This is a genomic window from Microvirga sp. M2 (assembly GCF_047497095.1).
Classification (GTDB): domain Bacteria; phylum Pseudomonadota; class Alphaproteobacteria; order Rhizobiales; family Beijerinckiaceae; genus Microvirga.
The window spans coordinates 1,793,240-1,813,028 of sequence record NZ_CP134063.1; the positions used below are offsets into that span (position 1 = coordinate 1,793,240).

Below are 19,789 nucleotides of genomic sequence, written 5' to 3' on the forward strand. Positions count from 1 at the left end.
GGTGCGGGCGCAGGCCCGGCGCGACCGAATTGGTGTCCGGTCAATGCGGCGAGGGTGAAAAAGGTTCAGGGATTGTCGGTGACGAGGACTTCGATGTCCCGGTCGAGCCCGCTCTCGACCTTGAAGTCCTTCGTGTAGACCTTGCCTTCATGGCGGGCGATCAGAACGTATTCGCCTTCCGCCAAAGTGACGGAAGGGAATGCGCCGATGGCCTCCCGGATGACGTCGCCGCCCGGGGTCAGAACGCTGAACGCCGTTCCCGCGAATGCCTCACCCCCTTCGGACGCCACGAGCTTGAGCGTCACAGTGGCGGCGCGGTGATTGAGGGTCGCTTCCGTCACCTTTCCGGTTTCCACCTTCAGGTCGCTGCGCATGATGGCGTTGGCGTCCCCATAGGTCGACACCACGTGATAGGTGCCCTCGGGCAGGCGGATCACCTCGTCGGGCTTGGCATTGGCGATCACGAGGCGGCCCTCGGAGTTCTGAGCCTCCGGCACATAGACCGAGAAGGTCACGCGGCTGGCCGGGATCGGGGTGTCGCCGACCGCGCCCTTCAGCTTGAGCGCTCCCGCGCTGACCACGAGGCGCTCGTTCAGATTGCCGGCCTGCACGCTGATGTGCTTGGAGGCGCTGGCGAAGCCGTAGGTTACATGGACGATGTAGTTGCCCGGGGACAGGGTAAAGCTCGGCACGGGACTGTTGGAGCGGGCGACGATGCTCGGCTGGGAGGTATCGCCCCGGTCCTCGAAGACACGCCAGACGAGACCCGAGCGGATCGGCTCGTTGGTCTCGGAAAAGACCGCCCGCGTATTGACCGCGACCTGCTTGCCCACGACCGAAGGGGGAGGGCTCTGGGAGAGAGAGGGCACGCCGGGAACGGCAGGCCCGAACGGCTGCGGCAAGGTTTGGGGCTGGGGCAAGGTTTGAGCCGAGGCGGCCGAAACCGTCAGCCCCATCAGAAGGCTCGCAAAGGAGAGGCGGGAGTTCAGGAACGTCATCATCGAAAAAGGTTCAAAAAATCCCGCTATCGCACGGGAGCCGCGATGGCGGTCTGGATCGGCGCTTGCTCGGTTTCCACGAGATCGGAAGCCGCGGCAACCAAATTCTCGATGGAGAGGGGGCGGAAGGAGAATTCCACGCGGTGCGTCCCGGCCGGGACTTCCACGCCTCGGAACAGCAGATTGGCGCGCAGCACCGGGCGGCGCTCGCCGTCGACGCGCGCTTCCCAGCCCGGATAGTAGATGTCGTGCAGCACGAGCACGCCGTGCTCCTGGCTCTCGACCTCGAGCGTTACCGAGTTGCGCCGGTAGCTGACGATCTTGACCTTGTCCACGGGCTTGTCGGCTCCGGGACGGACCGGAGCATAATGGGCCTTGAGCAGCCGCATGCTCGCCTGGTCGATCAGGACTTCCGTCTCGCGATCGAAATCGGGCAATTCGTCGGCCCCGATGAACTCTTCCGAGTCCACGGCCTGGACATGATGGGCCACATAGGCGCGCCGGCCGTTGGTGTTGAGGCGGTAGATCCACATCTTGCCCGTTCCGTAGACAACCTCCGCGTCCGCCAGGTGGGGGAAGTGGCGGGGCAGCTTCTGGACCGGGCGGTCCAGGACGAGGTAATCGAGCCCGAGCAGGCCCGCCAGCTCGCATTCATAGCCTCGGAACGAGGCGGGGAACTGGCGCAGGTTCGGATCCTCGGCATTCTCCCCGGGGCCGATGGCCCGCTCGTAATCGGCGAGGCGCAAGGGGTTGTAGCCGATGATGTCCTCGATCTCGAGCACCATGGAGGCGTTCTGCCAGGAGCCCGCCAGCCCGAGAATTTCCACGCGCGGATACTCGCCCTCGTTGTGTCGCTCCGTCAGTTCGCGCTTGAGGATCTGCAATCCCTGAAGCTGTTCCGGCGGCAGCTTGGCGAAGACCGTGTACCGCTCCGCGGGCTCGGCATTGAGCGCCGAGGCGGCATGACGGCCGACCAGTTCCGCGCCCGTCAGAACGACGAGAGCGAGCACCAGGGCTTCCCGACGGTATGGGCTGCGTCCGAACCTCGCCACGAGGGCCATGACGAGCGCCGCCGCGAGCAGCCCGCCTCCCGCCTCGGTCAGGGACGAGAGAACATGGCCGCCCTCGATGGAAAAGGCGATGCCGCTGGCGATGGCGGCCATCACCAGTGCGAAGGCCAGAGCCGTCAGCGCGATGCGGCCCTGTCCGAGGACGGCGTTGCTCCAGCTCGGCATGCCCTCGGCCGCGTAGCGATGGACGAGGTAGCCCGACGAGAAGGCGAGCACGATATTGATGAGGAAGGTGGCGTCGGCCGGACGGCGATAGAGATTCACGCCCGGCAGATGATCGAAGATCACCTCGAAGCCGGGAGTGTAGCGGCCGAGCGCGTAGAACAGCGCCAGCAGGCCCAGGATCAGGAAGAAGCGGAACTCCCGGGCGAAGAGCCTGCCGCCCGCGATGCCGTGCCACAGAAGGAACAGGGCCGGGATCGTGCCGATGAAGAGATAGTTCGTCGCCCTGTCCGTCCAGGTCCCTTCGGCCAGGCTGTGCCAGTCCGGTCCCCAGTAATCGTAGGTCCAGCGCAGGGAGCCGAAAATGTTGCCGAACAGGATCGTCGCCAGGCTCACCGGAGGCAGCGACCCCATGGCGGCGACGCCGAAGCCGAAGGAAGGCCTCGTCGAGGTGGCGAGAAACTGCATGGTCAGGATGACCGGAACCGCCAGAAGCGCGGCGCCGATCAGGCCCATGACGAGAAGGAGGCCGAAGCGCGAGCGCAGATAGGCGAGCCGGCGGGGGGCCGACCAGATCCGATGGACGGCCACTCCGATCAGGGTCAGGGCGCAGAGGAAGGCCACCTGATCGCGTCCGATCACCATCAGGGTCGCCGAGACGGCGAAGAGTACGCCGAAGCGATAGGAGCGCCGGTCCATGGCCTCTTCGAGAAGCCAGAGAGCCAGGGGAAAATAGCCGTAGCTGAGGATGATGCCCGTATGCTGCAGCCGGGCGCTGGCCGAGCCGCCGAGCATGAACACGATGGCTGCCACCACGGCGCCGGACCAATGCCATCCGCGCCGCCGGAAAAGAGGAATGAAGGCCAGGGCGCCGGGAAGGAAATGGGCGAAGACCACGAGGTCGAACAGCTCCATGGAGGGCTCCGGCACGAGCCATCCGAACAGCAGCATGGTCGGGGTGAACAGCAGCGATTGAGGATCGGCCGCCGAGGGGTGGCCGCCAAAATGGTATGGATTCCAGAGAGGCAGTTCGCCGTTGGAGAGCGCGGCTCCGAGATAGCGCAGGGTCGGGTAGAACTGGTTCTTGGAATCCCAGGGAACGACGGAGCCGGTCAGGGGCCAGACGGCGGCCGCCAGGGCCCAGACCGCGAGAATGAGACCGAGGGCCAGAACGGTCTGGCGCCTGGACCATTCCAGGGTCGGTATGGAAGTGTGAGATCCGGGCACGGATGTCTGCATGTTTTACAAGCGGCGCTGCGCGTCGGCGGCAGTTCCATCCTCAGCCAGCTTTCCTGAGCTGCCGCAGGACGGAAACCGGCTTGGCGTATCGTCGCACTCCCCCTATACATCCGTTGCCGATTGTTGGCTTTGCAACGGATCGCGTCCTGGAACGCCCGTGTTCTCAACAGCAGCAAGACGGCGAGACCAAGGCAGGCCCACACCGTCCGCCCTATCCTTCACGGACATTCGCGAGCATTGTTCCACAATATTCAGCTTGGATGAAGATCCCATGAATGAAAGCCTTTCCCGTCTGTTGAGCCGCCGATCCGTCCCGCCGCGCTGGCTGGGGGAGCCGGGGCCGAGCGCTCAGGAGATCGAGGCCATGCTGACGGCGGCGGCGCGGGTGCCGGACCATGGCAAGCTGGTGCCCTGGCGCTTCATCCTGATCGAAGGGGATGCCCGGCAGCGGATGGGCGACCTTCTCGCGCAGGCCTTTCTGGCCGACAATCCGGACGCCGACCCGGAGAAGATCGCCGCCGAGCGGGAGAGGTTCGCCAAGGCGCCGCTCGTGGTCGGGGTCGTGTCCCGGGCCGCGCCTCATGTGAAGATCCCCGAATGGGAGCAGGTTCTCTCCGCCGGCGCCGTGTGCATGAATCTCCTGAACGCGGCGACGGCGCTGGGCTATGGCGCATCCTGGCTGTCGGGCTGGGCCTGCTTCGACCGACGGGTGCTCGACGCGCTGGGCCTCGCCCCCACGGAGCGCATGGCCGGGTACGTCCATATCGGCACCGCCAAGGAAAAGCCCACGGATCGCGATCGCCCGAACCTCGCCGACATCGTAACCCGGTTCTAAGCGCATGCATTACGAAACCACCGGCAACGCCCACGGCCTGCCGCACGATCCCTTCAAGGCCATCGTCTCGCCCCGCCCCGTCGGCTGGATCACGGCGATGAGCGGGAAGGGGGAGATCAACCTCTCGCCCTATTCCTTCTTCAACGCGGTGTCCGAGCGCCCGCCGATGGTCATGTTCTCGTCGGCCGGAAGGAAGGATGCGCTCACCTTCATCGAGGAGACGGGGGAGTTCGTCTGCAATCTCGCGGCCTTCGACCTGCGCGAGCAGGTGAATGCGACCTCGAAGGCTCTGCCGCGCGGGGAAAGCGAGCTGGAATATGCTGGGCTCACCGCCGCGCCCTCCCGTCTCGTGCGGCCCCCGCGCGTGGCCGAGGCCCCCGCCGCCCTCGAATGCAGGTGGCTGCAGACCGTTCCGCTGGCGCCGCTCGGAGGGGGCGAGCCGTCCTACTTCATGGTGATCGGCCAGGTGGTCGGGGTCTATATCGACGACCGCTACATCGTGGACGGACTGGTCGATACGGCGGCCATGCGTCCCATCACCCGGGCGGGATATCGCGACTATTTCGTCGCGACGCCGGAGACGAAGTTCCAGATGACCCGGCCCGGAGGTTAGGATTCCGTATCGATGCTCGGGGCGCCCCTTGCTTCGAGCGTGCGCCTCCAGGCATCCCGGGTCAGGCGAAAGCACAGATAGGGCGCAGCGGTGCCGGACAGGTCCAACGTTGCCTCGGCAACATAGTCCGCGCCGAGCTTGGCCGTCGCTTTCCGAGAACGAACGTTGTCGGGGCCGATGTGAAACCACACCTCGGGATAGGTTCCGAAAGCGTGGTCGAGCATCAGGCGCTTCAGCTCGAAATTCACGTCACCGCCCCAATAGGCATGGTTCAGGAAGGTGAAGCCGATCGCGATGGCGTCCGGACGGTCCGGGGACGTGTAGTAGCGCGAGCAGCCGATGATCTTTCCGGATGGGCGATCGATGATGGCCAGCGTGCTTCGCGTCCCCATGAGGAAGTCGAAGTATTTTTCGAAGACGTCCCGTCGATGGCGGTCCTTCGCAGGATGGCCCGCCCAGACCTCCGGATGGGCCGCTGCCGAAAACAGCCCGTCGAAGTCGTCCCGCCTCAGCGGCCTGAGTTCCAGCACAGGCGAGGTGAGCCTCGGCTGCGCGTCGAAACCCGTTCCCGTATCCATTGTTGATCTCTCCTGGACTGTCCGGTTCTAGGCCGTCCCGGCCCGCTTCAACAGCCGCTCCGCGCGCAGGAGATGCGGGCGGTCGAGCATTTCGCCGTTGACGCCGACGACGCCCGCGCCCGGATTGGCCCTGAAGGCGTCGATCACGGCCTGCGCGCGCGCCACCGCTTCCGGCGACGGCGTGAAGGCCTCGTTGATCACAGGCACCTGCGCCGGGTGGATCGCCATCTTGGCCACGAAACCGTCGCGGCGGGCGGCGCGGCATTCCTCGGCCAAGCCATCCATGTCGCGGAAATTGGTAAAGACCGAATCGATCGCGTCGACGCCTGCGGCGGCCGCGCCGAAAAGGGTCAGAGAGCGGGCGAGGCGGTAGGGATCGGTGTACGAGCCGCTTTCGTCGCGATTGGTTTCCGCTCCGAGGTCGGCGGACAAATCCTCTCCGCCCCAGGTCAGCCCCATGAGGCGATGGCTCGCGCCGGCGAATGTGCCGAGCGCGAAGACGCCCGCGGCGTTTTCCGTGGCGATGGCGAGGATGCGGGTCGCCCCGTCGCCCAACCCGAACTCGGCCTCGCGCACGGCGAGCTTCGCGCCGAGATGCGCCACGTCCGAGCCGCCGACCGCTTTCGGCAGAACGATGCCGTCGGGCGCGGCCTTCATGACGTGATCGAGATCGGCGTCGATCATGCCGGTGGTGAGGCCGTTCACGCGCACGTAGAGGCGCGGACGGCGGACATCCGATCGATGCTCCGCCACGAACGCGGCCGTGACGCGCCGTGCCTCGTCCTTGGCGTCCAGGGCGACGGAATCCTCAAGGTCGACCAGGAGGGCATCGGCGCCCGATCCGAGCGCCTTGCCGAGCTTTCTGTAGCTGTCGCCGGGAACGAAGAGAAGCGAGCGCATCAGACGCTCCTCCTGCGCATGAAGGCCTGACGGCGGCATTCGGCCACGAGAGTGCCGTCCTGCTTGTAGGCGCGGTGGATGAACTCGACGATTCCTGCATTCGGGCGCGATTTCGACGTGCGCTTGTCGGCGATTTCGGTCGTCGCGCTGACGGTGTCGCCCTCGAAGAGGGGGGCGGGAAATTTCACGTCCGTCATGCCCAGATTGGCGATCGTCGTGCCCACGGTCGTGTCGTTGACGGAAATCCCGATCATCAATCCGAGCGTGAACAGGGAGTTCATGAGCGGTCGGCCCCACTCCGTTTCGGTCGCGCAGAAATGCGCGTCGATATGGAGCGGCTGCGGGTTCAGGGTCATGTTGGAGAACAGCATGTTGTCCATCTGCGTCACCGTCCGGGTCAGACGGTGCTTGATGATGGCGCCGATCACGAAATCCTCGAAATAGAGGCCGCCGCGCGGGTGCCTGTTTTCATCGTTCATCATGCCATCCTCTTCTGGCCGGAAAGGGCAGGGTGATCACGCCTCGTCGACATCAATAGCCGAACTGCTCCCGCAGAATGCGCTCGTCCAGACTATGCCCGGGATCGTGCAGCATCACGAGATCGACGCTCCGGTCCATGGAGACATGCACACGGGAGACGTTGCGGAATTCGGTGTGATCGGCCACCGCGCTCACCGGGCGGTTTTCGGCCTCCAGAACCTCGATCTCGATCTTGGCGTAATCCGGCAGCAGAGCGCCGCGCCAGCGGCGCGGGCGGAATGCGGAGATCGGCGTCAATGCGAGAAGGGGCGAGTTCAGGGGCAGGATCGGGCCGCCCACGGAGAGGTTATAGGCTGTCGATCCGGCCGGCGTGGCGACCAGAATGCCATCGGCGATGAGCTCCAGAATCCGCACCTTGCCATCGATGCTGATGCGCAGCTTGGAAGCCTGGTAGGTCTGCCGGAACATCGCGACTTCGTTGATGGCGCGGGCCGTGTGAGCCACGCCGTGCACATCCCAGGTCACCATGAGAAGCGGGTGAACGACGCTGCGCTCGGCATTCTCCAGGCGCTCGAACAGCTCGTCCTCCCGGAACTCGTTCATCAGGAAGCCGACCGTGCCCTTGTTCATGCCGTAGATCGGCTTGGACGAGCCCATGGTGGCGTGGAGCGTCTGGAGCATCAGCCCATCGCCGCCCAGAGCCACGATCACGTCCGCCTCCTCGGGGGCGACGTTCTCGTAGCTGCCCGTCAAGGCCGCGAGTGCGCTCTGCGCTTCCGGTGCCGAGCTGGCCACGAATGCAATCCTGTTGAAACGACGGGCCATGCCCAGATACCCTCGCTGCTCGTGAAAAGGGCCAAGAGGCACAGGCATAGCATGGAACGCCCACTTCTCGTCTATACGACGTTTCCGGATGTGGACACCGGACTCGCGATCGGGGAAAGCCTCGTGCGCGACGGCCTGATCGCCTGCATCAACGTGCTGCCGGGAATGCGCTCGATCTACGCCTGGAAGGGCGCCGTCGAGCGGGGAGAGGAGGCCGTGGGGATCCTCAAGACCCGCACGGGCCTGCGGGATCGGGTTCATGAGGCCCTGAAGGACCGGCATCCCTACGAGACGCCGGTCATCTTCTTCATCGAGCCTGCGGGGGCCGATGCGGCCACCCTGGGCTGGCTTCTGGCCGAGACGGCGGGCTGCTGAAGCCGCCCGCGCGGCGGATCAGACGGCCGGGCTCCACTGGACCGGCACGAAGCGGTAGCCGTTTCCTTCCTTGGCGATATGGCCGGTCGACGGGAAGGGGGCATGATAGAATGCGACCTGCGCGCGCTCGGAGGCCGCCATGTCGAGCATGCGGCGGCGTGTGGCGCGGGCCTGCTCCGCATCCATGTCGAAGACGGCGGACCAATCCGGATGGCGCACGAACAGGGCCGGATGATTCGTGATGTCCGACATGATCATCAGCTTGCCCGAGCCCGACGAGAGATAATAGGCCGTGTGACCCGGCGTATGGCCCGGAGCGGCGACGCTCGTGAGGCCGGGGACGATCTCCGTCTCCATGCCGTAGCGTTTGACGTCTTCCGCGATGGGGCCGAAGACCCGGCGCACGCCCTGGAAGGCGCCCTTCATGCCCTCCGGGGCCTGGCTCATGCGGGTATCGTCCATCCAGAACGCCCATTCCGGCTCGGGCACCATCACCTCGGCGTTGGGGAACACCGCCGTGCCGTCCTTCAGACGAAGGCCGTTGATGTGATCGCCGTGGAAATGGCTGATCACGACCGTGTCGACCTGGGAGGGGTCGAAGCCCGCGGCGCGGAAGTTCTCCATCCACCGGCCGGAGGTCGGCGCACCCATGTCGCCGTTGCCCGTGTCGATCAGGGTCAGCCGTCCGCCCCGGTTCAGGACCAGGGTATTGAAGGTGATCGGCAGGGCATCGCCCGGCAGGAACGCTTCCTGCATGGCGGCCTGAACGTCCTTGAGCTCCGCATTCTTGACGAAGCCTTCGAGTGGGCGTTGCGCGAAGCCGTCATTGACGGCCGTCACTTCGACGTCGCCGACCTTGTAACGATAAAAGCCGGGGGCCTGGCGCGGGCCCGTCGTGGGAGTGGAGGGCGGCGTGGCGGGCGTGGCGGTATTGGTCTGGGCCAAGGCGATGGTTCCTCCGATCGGAGCGGCGGCAAGAGCGGTGCCGGCCAGAATGGTGCGGCGCGTGATGGTCATGGAGTGGGGTCCTCTCGACAGAGACCCCTTAAGCGTAGAACGGCCAAGGTTCAGGGCAAGAGAACGGTTCTTCACAACTCGGCGAGCGGGCAAGGGTTTCTGCCAAGGATTCCTACGAAGGATTCCTGCCAAAGGGTCCTGCTGCCTCCCCGAGAGTGGATCCAGGCCCCTCAGAGATGCCTGGAGGTGAGATGATGCAGGGCGATGCCGCTCGTGGTGGCGACGTTCAGCGAATCGAAGCCGCCGCTCATCGGAATGGAGACGGTGCGCGTCCGGTCCAGGAGATCGGCCGGAAGGCCCGGGCCCTCAGCGCCCAGCAGCAGCGCCGTCCGGCGCGAGGGCTTCACCTGAGAGAGGATCTCCCTGCCGGAGGGAGAAAGGGCGAGAATTTCGAAGGAGGCCGATTGGAGGGCCCGCACCATCGCATCGGCCGAGCCCGAACGGGCGAAGGGCACTACCAGGGCGCCGCCGACGGATACGCGAATCGCCTTCCGGTAAAGCGGATCGCAGCTTTCCGGATCGAGCAGAACGCCCTGGGCCCCGAAGGCGGCGGCGTTGCGGAAAATGCCCCCGACATTGTCGTGATTGGCCAATCCGACGAGGCCGACGACGAGTGCGTCGGGCGGCATCCCGGCCAGGAAATTCTCGATGGAGGGAAGCGGTTTTCGGCGCGCGACGGCCAGGACCCCGCGATGAATCGGAAAGCCCACGATGGCGTCCATGACCTGACGGCCCGCCGTATAGACCGGCACATCCTCGTGCAGGCTCTCAATCGCATCGCCCAGGCTCTCGAGCCGGTTTTCGGCGAGCAGCAGGGATTCGATCGCGAAGCGCCGCTGTTTCAGCAGCACGCGCAGGACGACCTCGCCCTCGGCGATGAAACGGTGCTCCCGCCCTACCAGATCCCGCTCGCGCACGGCGCGATACGGTTCGATCCGAGGATCGTCCGGATCGGAAATGGCAATCGGCATCGGTCGTCCTTTCCATGCTGTATCGCTAGAGTATCGGACCCAAAAGTGGAAACCACTTTTGGGATTGAATCCGATGCTCACTTCTTAGAGCAGCGCATCGTTTGAGCGGAAAACCGGATCCACTTTTCGCTAGGACGAATCCACATTCAGCACAGCCAGAGCATGATGGCGGCGAGGTGGATGAAGGCGAGGAAGTGGCAGGCGCGCCGGTCGTACCGGGTTGCAAAGCGTCGGCAGTGCTTGAGCTTGTTGAAGCAGCGTTCGATCCGATTGCGCAGTTTGTAGGCGGTGGCGTCATGGGCAATCGGCTGCTTGCGCGATCGGCTTGAGGGAATGACCGCCTCGGCGCCCATCGCCGCGATGGTCTGGCGCAGCTCGTTGGTGTCATAGGCCCGATCGGCCAGGACGGACCGGGCCTGGAAGCCGTCGAGCAGCGCCTTGGCGCCGAGGCAGTCGTGGCGCTGGCCGGCGCTCAGCAGGAAGCGCAGCGGTCGGCCGAGGCCGTCACAGATCATGTGGATCTTGGTGGTCAGACCCCCGCGGGAACGCCCCAGCGCCTGAGTGGCGGCCCCCCTTTTCCGGCGGCGGCCTGCTGATGGACGCGCACCAGGGTGGTGTCGAGCATGAGATAGTGATTGTCGCGATCCTTGATCAGCTCGGCAAACACCTGCTCCCAGACCCCGGCCTTGGTCCAGCGGGTAAAGCGGGCGTGGACGCTCTTCCATTTGCCGTAGCGCTCGGGCAGATGCTGCCAGAATGCTCCAGAGCGCAGCACCCACAAGACGCCGTTGACGAACAGGCGGTTATCCGCCCCGCTGCGGCCGGGGTCGCCCACCTTGCCCGGCAGCAGGGGGGCGATGCGCCGCCACTGGGCTTCGCTCAGTTCGTATCGCTTCACACCCATCGTCCGGCTCCGAATCAAACCACCTGCAACCCAGTGAGTCAGCTTTCTTCGCTCGTGTGAATCCTGAATGTGGATTGGCCCTAGCGCGGCCCGCCGGGTCCGCACGATGCGCTCGCGCGGCGCGCACGAGAATGTGGGCAAGGAGCGGATCCGCCGAGGTTCGGGCAGATCCTTCGCGGTTCATCTGTGTCGTGGAAGGAAAATGGTGCCGGTGGAGAGGATCGAACTCCCGACCTTCGGTTTACAAAACCGCTGCACTACCGCTGTGCTACACCGGCTCTGGTGTCGATCGTGAGGTAGCAGCAGCCTGCCCGTGACGCAAGTTCCATCACACGGGAAAAATTAAGTGTTCCAGCGCACCGCAACCATCCCCGGATTATGGAATTGTCTGGGAAAGGATGGCTAAGGAGTCGGTGCCGTGAAACGTCTAAGTGCTTCACTGGTAAGCGGGAAATCTCTTCTGGAGAGCAGGATTGTATTCGCTGTCGCTCTCGGGATTGCGGCCGGGATTGCCTTGGCGCCTCTGCCTGCGGAGGCCGCCCATGCGTCACGCGAGGTCCCTGTCGCTCAATCCGTGAAGGCCAAAGGCGCGACCGTGGCCGCCAAGGATATAGAGGAGACCGGTTCCATCCAGGCGAGGCCGGCCGACACCTCGACCTGCGACCGCTCCCGCAAGCGGCTCTTCGTCAAGGGTGAAGGCTGGATCGTGCGGCGGGTCACGACCTGCTACTGATTGCCGAGCCTGACCACGGCAGATGCGAAAAGCCCCGCCTCAAGGCGGGGCTTTCCCTTGTTGAACCGTTCAGGCGCGCTTACCGGGCGCCCTCGTAGGTCATGATGTCGCGGTCCTTCGTTTCCGGCACCAGGAGCAGGCCGACCACGAAGGTCACCAGGGCGATCACGATCGGATACCACAGGCCGTAATAGATATCGCCGGTGGCCGCCACCATCGCGAAGGCGGTCGGAGGCAGCAGGCCGCCGAACCATCCGTTGGCGATGTGGTAGGGCAGCGACATCGCGGTGTAGCGGATGCGGGTCGGGAAGAATTCGACCAGAGCCGCCGCGATCGGGCCGTACACCATCGTGACGTAGATCACGAAGATGGTGAGAATGCCGATCGCCTTGAGAGCCTGCGTGTTGCCGAGAGCCTCGAAGAAGCCGCCGACCTTCACGATGCTCGGGTCGCCGGCCTTGGGATACCCGACCTCGGCGGCGGCGGTCGTGAAGGCCGCGATGCTGCCGGGAACGTCCGCGGCCACGGGGGCTTCCTTGCCGTTGAAGGTCACCTTCATGGGCGTTCCGGCGGCAGCCGGAACGAGCTCGTACTTGATGGCGGCGCGGGCGAGAGCCACGCGTGCGACATCGCAGGGAGCGGAGAAGCTGCGAATGCCCACCGGGTCGAACACCGAGCCGCAGGAGGCGGGATCGGCCACGACCTGGACCTTCGCGGTCTCCAGTGCCTGCTCGAGATTCGGGCTGACGACGCCGGTGAGGCTGTGGAACAGCGGGAAGTAGGTGATCGCCGCGAGCAGGCAGCCGCCGAGGATGACCGGCTTGCGGCCGATCTTGTCCGAGAGGGCGCCGAAGATCACGAAGCCCGCGGTGCCGATGATCAGCGACCACGCGATGAGCACGTTCGAGGTGAGCAGGTCGACCTTGAGGATGCTCTGGATGAAGAACAGGGCGTAGAACTGGCCCGTGTACCACACCACGGCCTGGCCGATGGCAAGGCCGATGAGCGCGATGAGCACCATCTTCACGTTGCGCCACTGGCCGAAAGCCTCCTTCAGCGGAGCCTTCGACTGGGTGCCTTCCTCCTTCATCTTCTTGAAGGCCGGCGATTCCTGCATCTGCATCCGGATCCAGACCGAGATGCCGAGAAGCACGACGGAGAGGAGGAACGGAATGCGCCAGCCCGCGATGGCAAAGCCTTCACCGGTCTGGAAACCCTTCTCGCCCATCCAGGTGCGAAGCAGCAGAATGACCACGAGCGAGAGGAGGAGGCCGAAGGTCGCCGTGATCTGGATGAAGCTGGTATAGAAGCCGCGACGTCCGACGGGGGCATGCTCGGCCACGTACACGGCTGCGCCGCCGTATTCGCCGCCGAGGGCGAGGCCCTGGAGCATGCGGAGCGCGATCAGGATCACCGGCGCGACCCAGCCGATCTGGCTGTAGCTGGGCAAAAGGCCGACGAGGAAGGTCGAGCAGCCCATGATCAGAATGGTGACGAGAAAGGTGTACTTGCGGCCGACGAGGTCGCCGATCCGGCCGAACACGATGGCCCCGAAGGGGCGCACCAGGAATCCCGCCGCGAAGGCGAGGAGCGCGAAGACGTTACGGGTCGTCACGTCGAACGCGGAGAAGAACTGCGCGCCGATGATGGTGGCGAGAGATCCGTAGAGATAGAAGTCGTACCATTCGAAGACGGTACCGAGCGAGGAGGCGAGAATCACCTTCCGCTCCTCGCGCGTCATCGGCCGGCTTGCGGCGGCCGAACGCGCTGTGGTGGCTGCTGTTGCCATAGCGTTCCCTTCCATTTTTGATCAGCCCGGTGGTCCGGGTCTGTCGCATCAAGCCGAGGGCTGCTCGGTTGAGCTGAGGCGTCGTGGCCATGGTGGATGGCCAGGAAACCCATGGAAGATGAGGCTAGCGCCGCCGCGACTCTCCACAATTGCCAATTCGTATTTTCGACTTCCGTCTAAGAATTCCGAATCGCAATAGAAAGAATAGCTATTTCAGATACTTGTAAATTACCGGTGCGGATCACGAGGTCTTCGAAACCGCTTTCGTCACGGCGAAAAGCGAGATGGCAGCGGCATTGGAGACATTGAGGCTCTTGATCTCCCCGGGCATGTCGAGCCGGCCGATCGCATCGCAGCATTCGCGGGTTCTCTGGCGCAGGCCTTTCCCCTCCGAGCCGAGGACGAGAACCAGGGGCAACCTGAGCTGGAGCTCGTCGATATTGGCATCGCCCTCCGAATCGAGGCCGATTCGCTGGAAGCCGCGTTCTCCCAGGGCCGTCAGGGTATCGCCCAGGTTCTTCACGATCATGAACGGAACATGCTCCAGGCCGCCGGAGGCGGACTTGGCCAGCACGCCGGTGGCGGCCGGGCTGTGGCGGGCGGTCGTGATGATGGCCTCCACGTCGAACGCCGCCGCCGTGCGGACGATGGCGCCCACGTTGTGGGGATCGGTGATCTGATCGAGGGCGAGAACCACACGCCGGCCGCTCAAGGTATCCACGGACGGCGAGGGCAGGGGATCGGCCTCCGCATAGAGGCCCTGGTGGACCGCATCCGGCTCCAGAAGGCGGTTGATCTCGTCCGGGCGCACCATTTCGGGCTCCAGGGGCAGGGGCGCTCCCAATTCCTCCTGCAGGCGGCGCAGCGAATTCTCGGTGGCCAGAAGCCGGCGAATCGTGCGCCGGTTGTTGCGCAGCGCCTCCACGACAGGATGCCAGCCGTACAGAATCGTCGTGTCGATCTCATGCGCGGGCCGCCAGCTCTGGGCGTCCCGGCGGCCCTGCTTCTTGCCATGCGGGCGCTGGAAACGGGGCTTGCGGGAATGGAAGGGGCGCTCGCTCATGGGTCTCGATCTCGTCTGATGGAGGCACGCCCATACCACAGGCCGAGCACAGACACGATCTCTCTCACAAAGATTGCTCTTTGCTGTTGACACCGGGCATCCGGGTCACCATAAGAGCGCCACCGAGCGGCCCCACCCTGTGGGACGCTTCGGGTGAAGACCTCGGCGCGCTGCGTCAGGGTTGGCAAGGGGGAATGTCCCGAGCGGCAAAGGGGGCGGACTGTAAATCCGCTGGCTATGCCTTCGTAGGTTCGAGTCCTACTTCCCCCACCATCCAACCGGCAGTGCATGCGGGTGTAGCTCAATGGTAGAGCAGCAGCCTTCCAAGCTGAATACGAGGGTTCGATTCCCTTCACCCGCTCCACTTCTTTTTTCCTTTCCAAATCAAGGCCTTCTGAGGCAGCCGTCAGGGCTAGGCGGAGCGCCCGTTGCGGGCGATGCAACCTCGTTGCAACCGGATGGCCTCCGGATCTTGCAGCGAGCGGAGCCTGCCGGCTCATGCGGTCTGGCTTTAGAGCATCGGATCGTTTGAGCGGACCCCAAGGGCCGCGTTCGCGAAAACCGGGTCCGCACGATGGGCTGGCCGTAACGGATGCGTTCGGTCAAAGCCGCCGCGCCTTCGGACAGGCTGCCGGATCGATCGGGCCAATCGCAACATGGGCATTCACGGCCCTATCCCGCGTCTCGTGGACGATGGTCCTCATCGAGGCTCTCTCTCGATATGCTGCAACGGGCCGAACACGGCTCGTCGACTCACGAACCACAGGGAATCGAACCACATGGAATATCGACTTCATGCGCACTAGAGCCTTTTCCGCAAAAGTGGATGCCGGTTTTGCGAAGAAAAGGCGTCTTTCTCAAACAACAGGAGCCTTTTCCATGAACCGAACTTCATGGAAAAGGCTCTAGGCTCCGCTGAGAAAGATCAAGTTGGAGGCGACCTTCGAGAGAGCTTCCCAGGATCGTCCACTTGCCCTGTTAGATACCTCGCGAACCAGTTGGCCGCAGCTGCGACGGCCTCGTCCAATGCTCCCGGTTCCTCGAAGAGATGTGTTGCGCCTGGAACGACCACGAGTCTTGTGAGGCAGCGCATCTGCCTTTGCGCCTCGCGGTTAAGCTCAAGAACGTCGTCATCCCTTCCACCGACGATCAGCAGAGTGGGCGCCTCCACATCTCTCAAAGCTTCGCCGGCCAAATCCGGGCGGCCGCCGCGGGAGACAACCGCCTGGACATCGCCAGTCGCGCCGGCCGCAGCGACGAGAGCCGCCGCAGCGCCCGTGCTCGCGCCAAAAATCCCGATCCGAAGCGCAGCCAAATCGGGTTGGCGGCGCACCCAGCGCAAGGCTTCGAGAACCCGATTGCCCAGCAACGGAATGTCGAAGACATTTCTGCGGTCCTCGGCTTCCTGATCGCTCAGCAGGTCGAAGAGGAGCGTCGCAAAGCCATGATCGTTCAAGTGCATCGCCACATGGGCGTTGCGCGGGCTGAGGCGGCTTGAACCGCTGCCATGGGCGAACACGACCAGGCCGTTGCAGTCGGGTGGCCGCACCAGCCTGCCAGGGAGTTCTAACGACCCGATGCTGACGTCGTGCGTGGTGTATGGCTGAGACATGCCCCATCCATAGTCTGTCCGAACCGACGGTTCTTGACATTCCTCAATGCAGGGACGGCAGGGCGGTCCATGCTGCCGGCAAATTCCCCCGTCTCTCCGAAGCAGGAGCGTCGTCATGCAGGTCCCGGCTCAATTCGACTTCCAAGGCTTCGAGCCGACGCAGCAGCAGCGTGCTCTGATCGAGCAGAAGATGGACAGCCTCGAAAGGTTTTGCGACCGGATCATCACCGGCCGTGTCGTGATGAAAGGCCCCGGGCAGCGTCATCAGACAGGCGGGCAGTACGAGGTCAATATCCATCTGGTTCTGCCCGATGGGCGTGAGGTCGCCGTGGAGCGCACGCCGCACGAGGACGAGCGGTTCGCGGATCCGGCATATGCGATCGACGACGCCTTTAGCAGAGCCCGGCGGCAGCTCCAGGACGCTGTGCGGAACATGCAGGGCGAAATCAAATTCCACGAATCCCAACCGATTGGAACCGTGACACGCATGCAGCCTGAGGAAGGCTACGGCTTTATCGAAACGAGAGACGGGCGCGAGATCTACTTCCATCGGAACAGCGTGCTCGGCGACGCTTTCGCGCACCTGAAGCCGGGTGTTCGAGTGACCTTTGCCGAGGAAATGGGCGACAAGGGCCCCCAGGCCAGCACCATCAGGCTGCTCGGTAAGCATGGGCTGCGCTGATGTGGGCGATCATGTCCCACCCTTCTGGGCCACTTTCGGCATGACGCCGATGTCCGCTCGGATGAAACAGAGCACGTCGGCAGCATTTGCTCGAAGCTCCTCCGAAATTGACCAAACGCAAAGTTCCGGAGGCTCGGTTGAGCCAACCTGAGATGAGAGGCTGGGGACCACATCGGAGATGTTGACATGCCTGAGACAACGAAGCTCCCAATGAAGGAAGAACGAGCGGCACCGGCTGAAACGGGCCTGACCTCGCTTGATCGGATGCGCCGGGAGATGGAGCGTCTGTTCGACGAGTTCGGACGCGGCCTCGGTTTCCCGGCCCGGTGGAGCATGTCCGAGATCGAGCCGTTCTGGCGGACCAGAGGGCGCGGCATCGCGCCGGTGGTTGATCTTGTCGAGAAACCTGACCGGTACGAGGTCACAGCCGAGCTTCCCGGGATGGACGAGAAAAATATCGAAGTGAAGCTGTCGAACGGCAGCTTAGTCATCTCGGGCGAGAAGAAGGAAGAAAAGGAGGGGAAGGAGGCGAACTACTTCATGACCGAGCGGCGCTACGGCTCGTTCCAGCGCGCCATTCGCCTGCCCGAGGGCGTCAATGCGGACAAGATCGAGGCCAGCTTCAAGAACGGTGTGTTGGCCGTGATCTTGCCAAAGACGGAAGAAGCCAAGACGGAAACCAAAATCAACGTCAAGGCGGCCTAAGCTATCGAGCGGGAGGGTCTTCCACCCAAAGCCCTCCCGATCATTCCCGTGACCTGCAATCTGCAGCCTGCAGCAGGCGGCACGGATTTCGCAATTCACGGCCTTCATGCATCTGGGCAAAATCGTCGAATTCGGGCCCACCGACGCCAACTTTCGGAACCCGACCGAGCCACGGACCCGCGATGACGTCACGGGCCGCTTGGGCTGAGATTGGAACCGGAGGAGGTCCCCATGACGGACCACCACATCGTGACATCCTACGATATCGATTTGCAGAACCTCCGCCAAAGTCTTCTGGGCATGGGCAAGGAGGCGGAAGGGATGTTGAAGGACGCCGTATCGTCTCTGGCACAGGGCGATATCGCGCTCGCGGAATCCGTCATTGTAGCCGACCCTCGGCTCGATTGCCTGCGGAGGCATCTCGAAGAGCAGGCTGTCCTGCTGATCGCGCGGCGGCAGCCGATGGCGATTGACCTGCGCGAAATCATCTCGACGATCCGGCTCGCAGGGGACCTTGAGCGTATTGGGGATCTCGCCAAGAACAATGCGAAGCGGGTCCCCGCCATCCGGGCTCCTCTTCCAGCCGGAAAGGTCAAGGACGACATCCGGCACTTGAGCGATTTGGTCTTGTCGCAGCTCGGGAACGCCCTCGACGCATACGCGAGACGGGATGACGTGGAGGCGCTGGAAATCTGGCGGAACGACGCCTCCATCGATGAACTCTACACAGCATTCTTCCGGGAGGTTCTCCAATCCATGATCGAGCACCATCAGGAGATCGCGTCGTCAACGCATCTGCTCTTTTGCGCCAAGAATATCGAACGGATCGGTGACCATATCGCGAGCATCGCGGAGACGGTCCACTATCTCCTGACCGGTGAGAGCCTTGGGGATCGGCCGAAACAGGACCGCTCCTATTTCGAGACCGTGGAGCCGAGCAGCGGCCCGTAGCCGTCTGTCATGCAGGGTATGAGCGCAGACATAAGATGTCCGCTCTGCGATCGAACCGGAGGAGCGTGATGCAGATGCTGCTGGCGCTTGCTGCAAGCCCTGTTCCACGCGGCACGAACGGCATGTCCAGCGCAGTCACGGCCCGCGGGAAACGAGTTTCTGGAAGCACCGTCACCATTTTCCTGTGCGGGGACGTCATGCTCGGGCGTGGCATCGATCAGGTGCTGCCATTCCCGAGCGATCCGAAGCTTCACGAAGGTTACGTCGATTCCGCGCTTGGCTATGTTCGACTGGCGGAGGACAGGCATGGTCCAATCCCAAGGCCGGCCAATTTCGATTATGTGTGGGGCGACGCCCTGAACGAGTGGCTGCGCGTCAATCCGAATCTGCGCCTCATCAATCTCGAGACCGCCATCACGCGTAGTGAAACCTTTGAGCCCAAAGGCATCAACTATCGCGTCAGTCCGGAGAATGCCGGCTGCCTTCTCGCAGCCGGAGTCGATTGCTGCGGCCTCGCCAACAATCACGTTCTGGATTGGGGCGAGCCGGGTCTGATCGAAACCCTGCGGGTTCTCAAGCACCTGGGCATATCCGCTGCTGGAGCGGGCGGAAATCTGGCCGAGGCCACGGCCCCTGCGGTTTGGGATATTCCTGGGGCAGTGCGCGTCATCATGTTGTCCTATGCGATGAAGACGAGCGGGACGCCATCGGCCTGGGCCGCGACGCCAACCAGGCCCGGGGTGAACCTCCTGCCCGATTTGTCCGATGGAACGGTCGACCGGATCGCCCGGCAGGTGAGGGCGGTCAGGCGAGAGAAGGACTTGGTGATCGCTTCGATCCACTGGGGACCCAACTGGGGCTATGACATACCCAATGAGCGCCGGCGGTTCGCTCACGCCCTGATCGACCGAGCCGCCGTCTCGATCCTGTATGGCCACTCCTCGCATCATCCGATTGCGATCGAGCGCTACCACAACCGGCTGATCCTTTACGGCTGCGGCGACTTTCTCAACGACTACGAAGGCATTGCCGGCTACGAGGAGTTCCGGGCCGACCTCAGCCTGATGTATTTTGTGAGCATGAACGTGGTTACAGGCGATCTCATGAGCCTTGAAATGACGCCGCTCCAAATCCGCCGCTTTCGCTTGAACCGTGCAACGCACGAGGATGCGGGGTGGCTGCAGCGCAGGCTCGACCGCGAGTGCCGGCGCTTCGGCGGCAGAATCATCCTTGGTCCGGGCGATCGCTTGATCCTGTCCTGAACCGTGGCAAGACAGAGGCGGGCTT

20 protein-coding genes, 3 tRNA genes and 1 pseudogene are annotated in these 19,789 nt (G+C 63.9%); 11 read left to right on the forward strand and 13 right to left on the reverse strand.

Going from position 1 to position 19,789, the window contains the following annotated elements; all coding sequences use genetic code 11:
- Positions 1–65 precede the first annotated feature (65 nt).
- Together RE429_RS08470 and RE429_RS08475 are read right to left on the reverse strand one after the other, a co-directional pair.
- Positions 66–998, reverse strand: coding sequence for a hypothetical protein (locus tag RE429_RS08470; RefSeq protein ID WP_414474155.1), 933 nt, complete (start codon positions 996–998; stop codon positions 66–68).
- Positions 999–1,024: 26 nt separating this feature from the next.
- The gene (locus RE429_RS08475) at positions 1,025–3,457 is read right to left on the reverse strand and encodes a YfhO family protein (RefSeq protein ID WP_414473865.1); all 2,433 of its coding nucleotides are present in this window, start codon (positions 3,455–3,457) and stop codon (positions 1,025–1,027) included.
- A gap of 283 nt (positions 3,458–3,740) precedes the next feature.
- Between RE429_RS08475 and RE429_RS08480 the strand changes: the two genes are divergently transcribed.
- Both RE429_RS08480 and RE429_RS08485 read left to right on the forward strand, forming a co-directional pair.
- The gene (locus RE429_RS08480) at positions 3,741–4,304 is read left to right on the forward strand and encodes a nitroreductase (RefSeq protein ID WP_414473866.1); all 564 of its coding nucleotides are present in this window, start codon (positions 3,741–3,743) and stop codon (positions 4,302–4,304) included.
- Between the two features lie 4 nt (positions 4,305–4,308).
- Positions 4,309–4,917, forward strand: a complete 609-nt coding sequence (locus tag RE429_RS08485; protein WP_414473867.1) for a flavin reductase family protein — start codon at positions 4,309–4,311, stop codon at positions 4,915–4,917.
- Here the strand turns inward: RE429_RS08485 and RE429_RS08490 are convergent.
- The 4 genes from RE429_RS08490 to RE429_RS08505 are packed head-to-tail and all read right to left on the reverse strand — an operon-like array spanning position 4,914 to position 7,700.
- A complete protein-coding gene (locus RE429_RS08490) occupies positions 4,914–5,495 on the reverse strand; it encodes a GNAT family N-acetyltransferase (protein ID WP_414473868.1) in 582 nt (193 codons plus the stop codon). The two genes, RE429_RS08485 and RE429_RS08490, sit on opposite strands and share 4 nt — an antisense overlap.
- Before the next feature lie 27 nt (positions 5,496–5,522).
- The gene (locus RE429_RS08495; protein WP_414473869.1) at positions 5,523–6,395 is read right to left on the reverse strand and encodes an HpcH/HpaI aldolase/citrate lyase family protein; all 873 of its coding nucleotides are present in this window, start codon (positions 6,393–6,395) and stop codon (positions 5,523–5,525) included.
- Positions 6,395–6,874, reverse strand: a complete 480-nt coding sequence (locus tag RE429_RS08500; protein WP_414474156.1) for a MaoC family dehydratase — start codon at positions 6,872–6,874, stop codon at positions 6,395–6,397. Before RE429_RS08500 ends, RE429_RS08495 begins: the two co-directional genes overlap by 1 nt.
- Positions 6,875–6,926: 52 nt before the next feature.
- Positions 6,927–7,700, reverse strand: a complete 774-nt coding sequence (locus RE429_RS08505) for an NAD kinase (RefSeq protein ID WP_414473870.1) — start codon at positions 7,698–7,700, stop codon at positions 6,927–6,929.
- A 51-nt stretch (positions 7,701–7,751) separates the two neighbouring features.
- Here RE429_RS08505 and cutA point away from each other — a divergent pair, with 51 nt between their 5' ends.
- Positions 7,752–8,075: a divalent-cation tolerance protein CutA gene (cutA, locus tag RE429_RS08510; RefSeq protein ID WP_414473871.1), complete on the forward strand. Its 324-nt coding sequence runs from the start codon at positions 7,752–7,754 to the stop codon at positions 8,073–8,075.
- Between the two features lie 18 nt (positions 8,076–8,093).
- Here cutA and RE429_RS08515 read toward each other — a convergent pair whose 3' ends face one another.
- From RE429_RS08515 to RE429_RS08530, 4 genes are all read right to left on the reverse strand, one after another.
- Entirely contained in the window at positions 8,094–9,092 is a 999-nt protein-coding gene (locus tag RE429_RS08515; RefSeq protein ID WP_414473872.1) for an MBL fold metallo-hydrolase, read from the reverse strand.
- Positions 9,093–9,262: 170 nt separating this feature from the next.
- Positions 9,263–10,063, reverse strand: coding sequence for a TrmH family RNA methyltransferase (locus RE429_RS08520; protein ID WP_414473873.1), 801 nt, complete (start codon positions 10,061–10,063; stop codon positions 9,263–9,265).
- A gap of 146 nt (positions 10,064–10,209) precedes the next feature.
- Positions 10,210–10,967, reverse strand: a protein-coding gene (locus RE429_RS08525) for an IS5 family transposase (RefSeq protein ID WP_414471476.1) whose coding sequence is annotated in 2 segments (ribosomal slippage) — positions 10,210–10,631 and positions 10,631–10,967 — 759 coding nt in all. Because the reading frame shifts where the segments join, the coding sequence is not laid out codon by codon here.
- Between the two features lie 203 nt (positions 10,968–11,170).
- Positions 11,171–11,245: transfer RNA gene (locus tag RE429_RS08530), tRNA-Thr, on the reverse strand.
- Positions 11,246–11,385: 140 nt separating this feature from the next.
- Here RE429_RS08530 and RE429_RS08535 point away from each other — a divergent pair.
- On the forward strand, positions 11,386–11,700 hold the full coding sequence (locus RE429_RS08535; protein ID WP_414473874.1) for a hypothetical protein: 315 nt from the start codon (positions 11,386–11,388) through the stop codon (positions 11,698–11,700).
- 79 nt (positions 11,701–11,779) lie between these two features.
- On the opposite strand, the gene RE429_RS08540 is transcribed toward RE429_RS08535, so the two are convergent.
- Both RE429_RS08540 and RE429_RS08545 read right to left on the reverse strand, forming a co-directional pair.
- Positions 11,780–13,489: an MFS transporter gene (locus RE429_RS08540; RefSeq protein ID WP_414473875.1), complete on the reverse strand. Its 1,710-nt coding sequence runs from the start codon at positions 13,487–13,489 to the stop codon at positions 11,780–11,782.
- Positions 13,490–13,730: 241 nt separating this feature from the next.
- Complete coding sequence (locus RE429_RS08545; protein ID WP_414473876.1) at positions 13,731–14,552, reverse strand: TrmH family RNA methyltransferase; 822 nt, start codon at positions 14,550–14,552, stop codon at positions 13,731–13,733.
- A 188-nt stretch (positions 14,553–14,740) separates the two neighbouring features.
- Between RE429_RS08545 and RE429_RS08550 the strand changes: the two genes are divergently transcribed.
- Together RE429_RS08550 and RE429_RS08555 are read left to right on the forward strand one after the other, a co-directional pair.
- A tRNA-Tyr gene (locus RE429_RS08550) sits at positions 14,741–14,825 on the forward strand.
- A 17-nt stretch (positions 14,826–14,842) separates the two neighbouring features.
- Positions 14,843–14,916, forward strand: a tRNA-Gly gene (locus RE429_RS08555).
- Positions 14,917–15,477: 561 nt separating this feature from the next.
- On the opposite strand, the gene RE429_RS08560 is transcribed toward RE429_RS08555, so the two are convergent.
- A complete protein-coding gene (locus RE429_RS08560; RefSeq protein WP_414473877.1) occupies positions 15,478–16,281 on the reverse strand; it encodes a dienelactone hydrolase family protein in 804 nt (267 codons plus the stop codon).
- On the opposite strand from RE429_RS08560, the gene RE429_RS08565 reads away from it, so the two are divergent.
- The 5 genes and pseudogenes from RE429_RS08565 to RE429_RS08585 all read left to right on the forward strand — a co-directional run bounded on the left by RE429_RS08565 (position 16,280) and on the right by RE429_RS08585 (position 19,764).
- Complete coding sequence (locus RE429_RS08565; protein ID WP_414473878.1) at positions 16,280–16,846, forward strand: cold shock domain-containing protein; 567 nt, start codon at positions 16,280–16,282, stop codon at positions 16,844–16,846. The genes RE429_RS08560 and RE429_RS08565 overlap by 2 nt on opposite strands.
- A gap of 276 nt (positions 16,847–17,122) precedes the next feature.
- Complete coding sequence (locus RE429_RS08570) at positions 17,123–17,551, forward strand: Hsp20/alpha crystallin family protein (protein WP_414473879.1); 429 nt, start codon at positions 17,123–17,125, stop codon at positions 17,549–17,551.
- A gap of 64 nt (positions 17,552–17,615) precedes the next feature.
- Positions 17,616–17,759, forward strand: a pseudogene (locus tag RE429_RS08575) (phosphate ABC transporter ATP-binding protein); the annotation flags it as partial.
- 23 nt (positions 17,760–17,782) lie between these two features.
- On the forward strand, positions 17,783–18,502 hold the full coding sequence (gene phoU / locus RE429_RS08580) for a phosphate signaling complex protein PhoU (protein ID WP_414473880.1): 720 nt from the start codon (positions 17,783–17,785) through the stop codon (positions 18,500–18,502).
- Positions 18,503–18,537: 35 nt separating this feature from the next.
- On the forward strand, positions 18,538–19,764 hold the full coding sequence (locus tag RE429_RS08585; RefSeq protein WP_414473881.1) for a CapA family protein: 1,227 nt from the start codon (positions 18,538–18,540) through the stop codon (positions 19,762–19,764).
- Positions 19,765–19,789: the final 25 nt, after the last annotated feature.

What these genes read in the sequence shown, in the direction of transcription:
- RE429_RS08470 (WP_414474155.1), bottom strand. Translation starts at nt 998, where the DNA reads ATGACGTTCCTGAACTCCCGCCTCTCCTTTGCGAGCCTTCTGATGGGG.
- RE429_RS08480 (WP_414473866.1), top strand. Translation starts at nt 3,741, where the DNA reads ATGAATGAAAGCCTTTCCCGTCTGTTGAGCCGCCGATCCGTCCCGCCG.
- RE429_RS08485 (WP_414473867.1), top strand. Translation starts at nt 4,309, where the DNA reads ATGCATTACGAAACCACCGGCAACGCCCACGGCCTGCCGCACGATCCC.
- RE429_RS08490 (WP_414473868.1), bottom strand. Translation starts at nt 5,495, where the DNA reads ATGGATACGGGAACGGGTTTCGACGCGCAGCCGAGGCTCACCTCGCCT.
- RE429_RS08495 (WP_414473869.1), bottom strand. Translation starts at nt 6,395, where the DNA reads ATGCGCTCGCTTCTCTTCGTTCCCGGCGACAGCTACAGAAAGCTCGGC.
- RE429_RS08500 (WP_414474156.1), bottom strand. Translation starts at nt 6,874, where the DNA reads ATGAACGATGAAAACAGGCACCCGCGCGGCGGCCTCTATTTCGAGGAT.
- RE429_RS08505 (WP_414473870.1), bottom strand. Translation starts at nt 7,700, where the DNA reads ATGGCCCGTCGTTTCAACAGGATTGCATTCGTGGCCAGCTCGGCACCG.
- cutA (WP_414473871.1), top strand. Translation starts at nt 7,752, where the DNA reads ATGGAACGCCCACTTCTCGTCTATACGACGTTTCCGGATGTGGACACC.
- RE429_RS08515 (WP_414473872.1), bottom strand. Translation starts at nt 9,092, where the DNA reads ATGACCATCACGCGCCGCACCATTCTGGCCGGCACCGCTCTTGCCGCC.
- RE429_RS08520 (WP_414473873.1), bottom strand. Translation starts at nt 10,063, where the DNA reads ATGCCGATTGCCATTTCCGATCCGGACGATCCTCGGATCGAACCGTAT.
- RE429_RS08540 (WP_414473875.1), bottom strand. Translation starts at nt 13,489, where the DNA reads ATGGCAACAGCAGCCACCACAGCGCGTTCGGCCGCCGCAAGCCGGCCG.
- RE429_RS08545 (WP_414473876.1), bottom strand. Translation starts at nt 14,552, where the DNA reads ATGAGCGAGCGCCCCTTCCATTCCCGCAAGCCCCGTTTCCAGCGCCCG.
- RE429_RS08565 (WP_414473878.1), top strand. Translation starts at nt 16,280, where the DNA reads ATGCAGGTCCCGGCTCAATTCGACTTCCAAGGCTTCGAGCCGACGCAG.
- RE429_RS08560 (WP_414473877.1), bottom strand. Translation starts at nt 16,281, where the DNA reads ATGACGACGCTCCTGCTTCGGAGAGACGGGGGAATTTGCCGGCAGCAT.
- RE429_RS08570 (WP_414473879.1), top strand. Translation starts at nt 17,123, where the DNA reads ATGGAGCGTCTGTTCGACGAGTTCGGACGCGGCCTCGGTTTCCCGGCC.
- phoU (WP_414473880.1), top strand. Translation starts at nt 17,783, where the DNA reads ATGACGGACCACCACATCGTGACATCCTACGATATCGATTTGCAGAAC.
- RE429_RS08585 (WP_414473881.1), top strand. Translation starts at nt 18,538, where the DNA reads ATGTCCGCTCTGCGATCGAACCGGAGGAGCGTGATGCAGATGCTGCTG.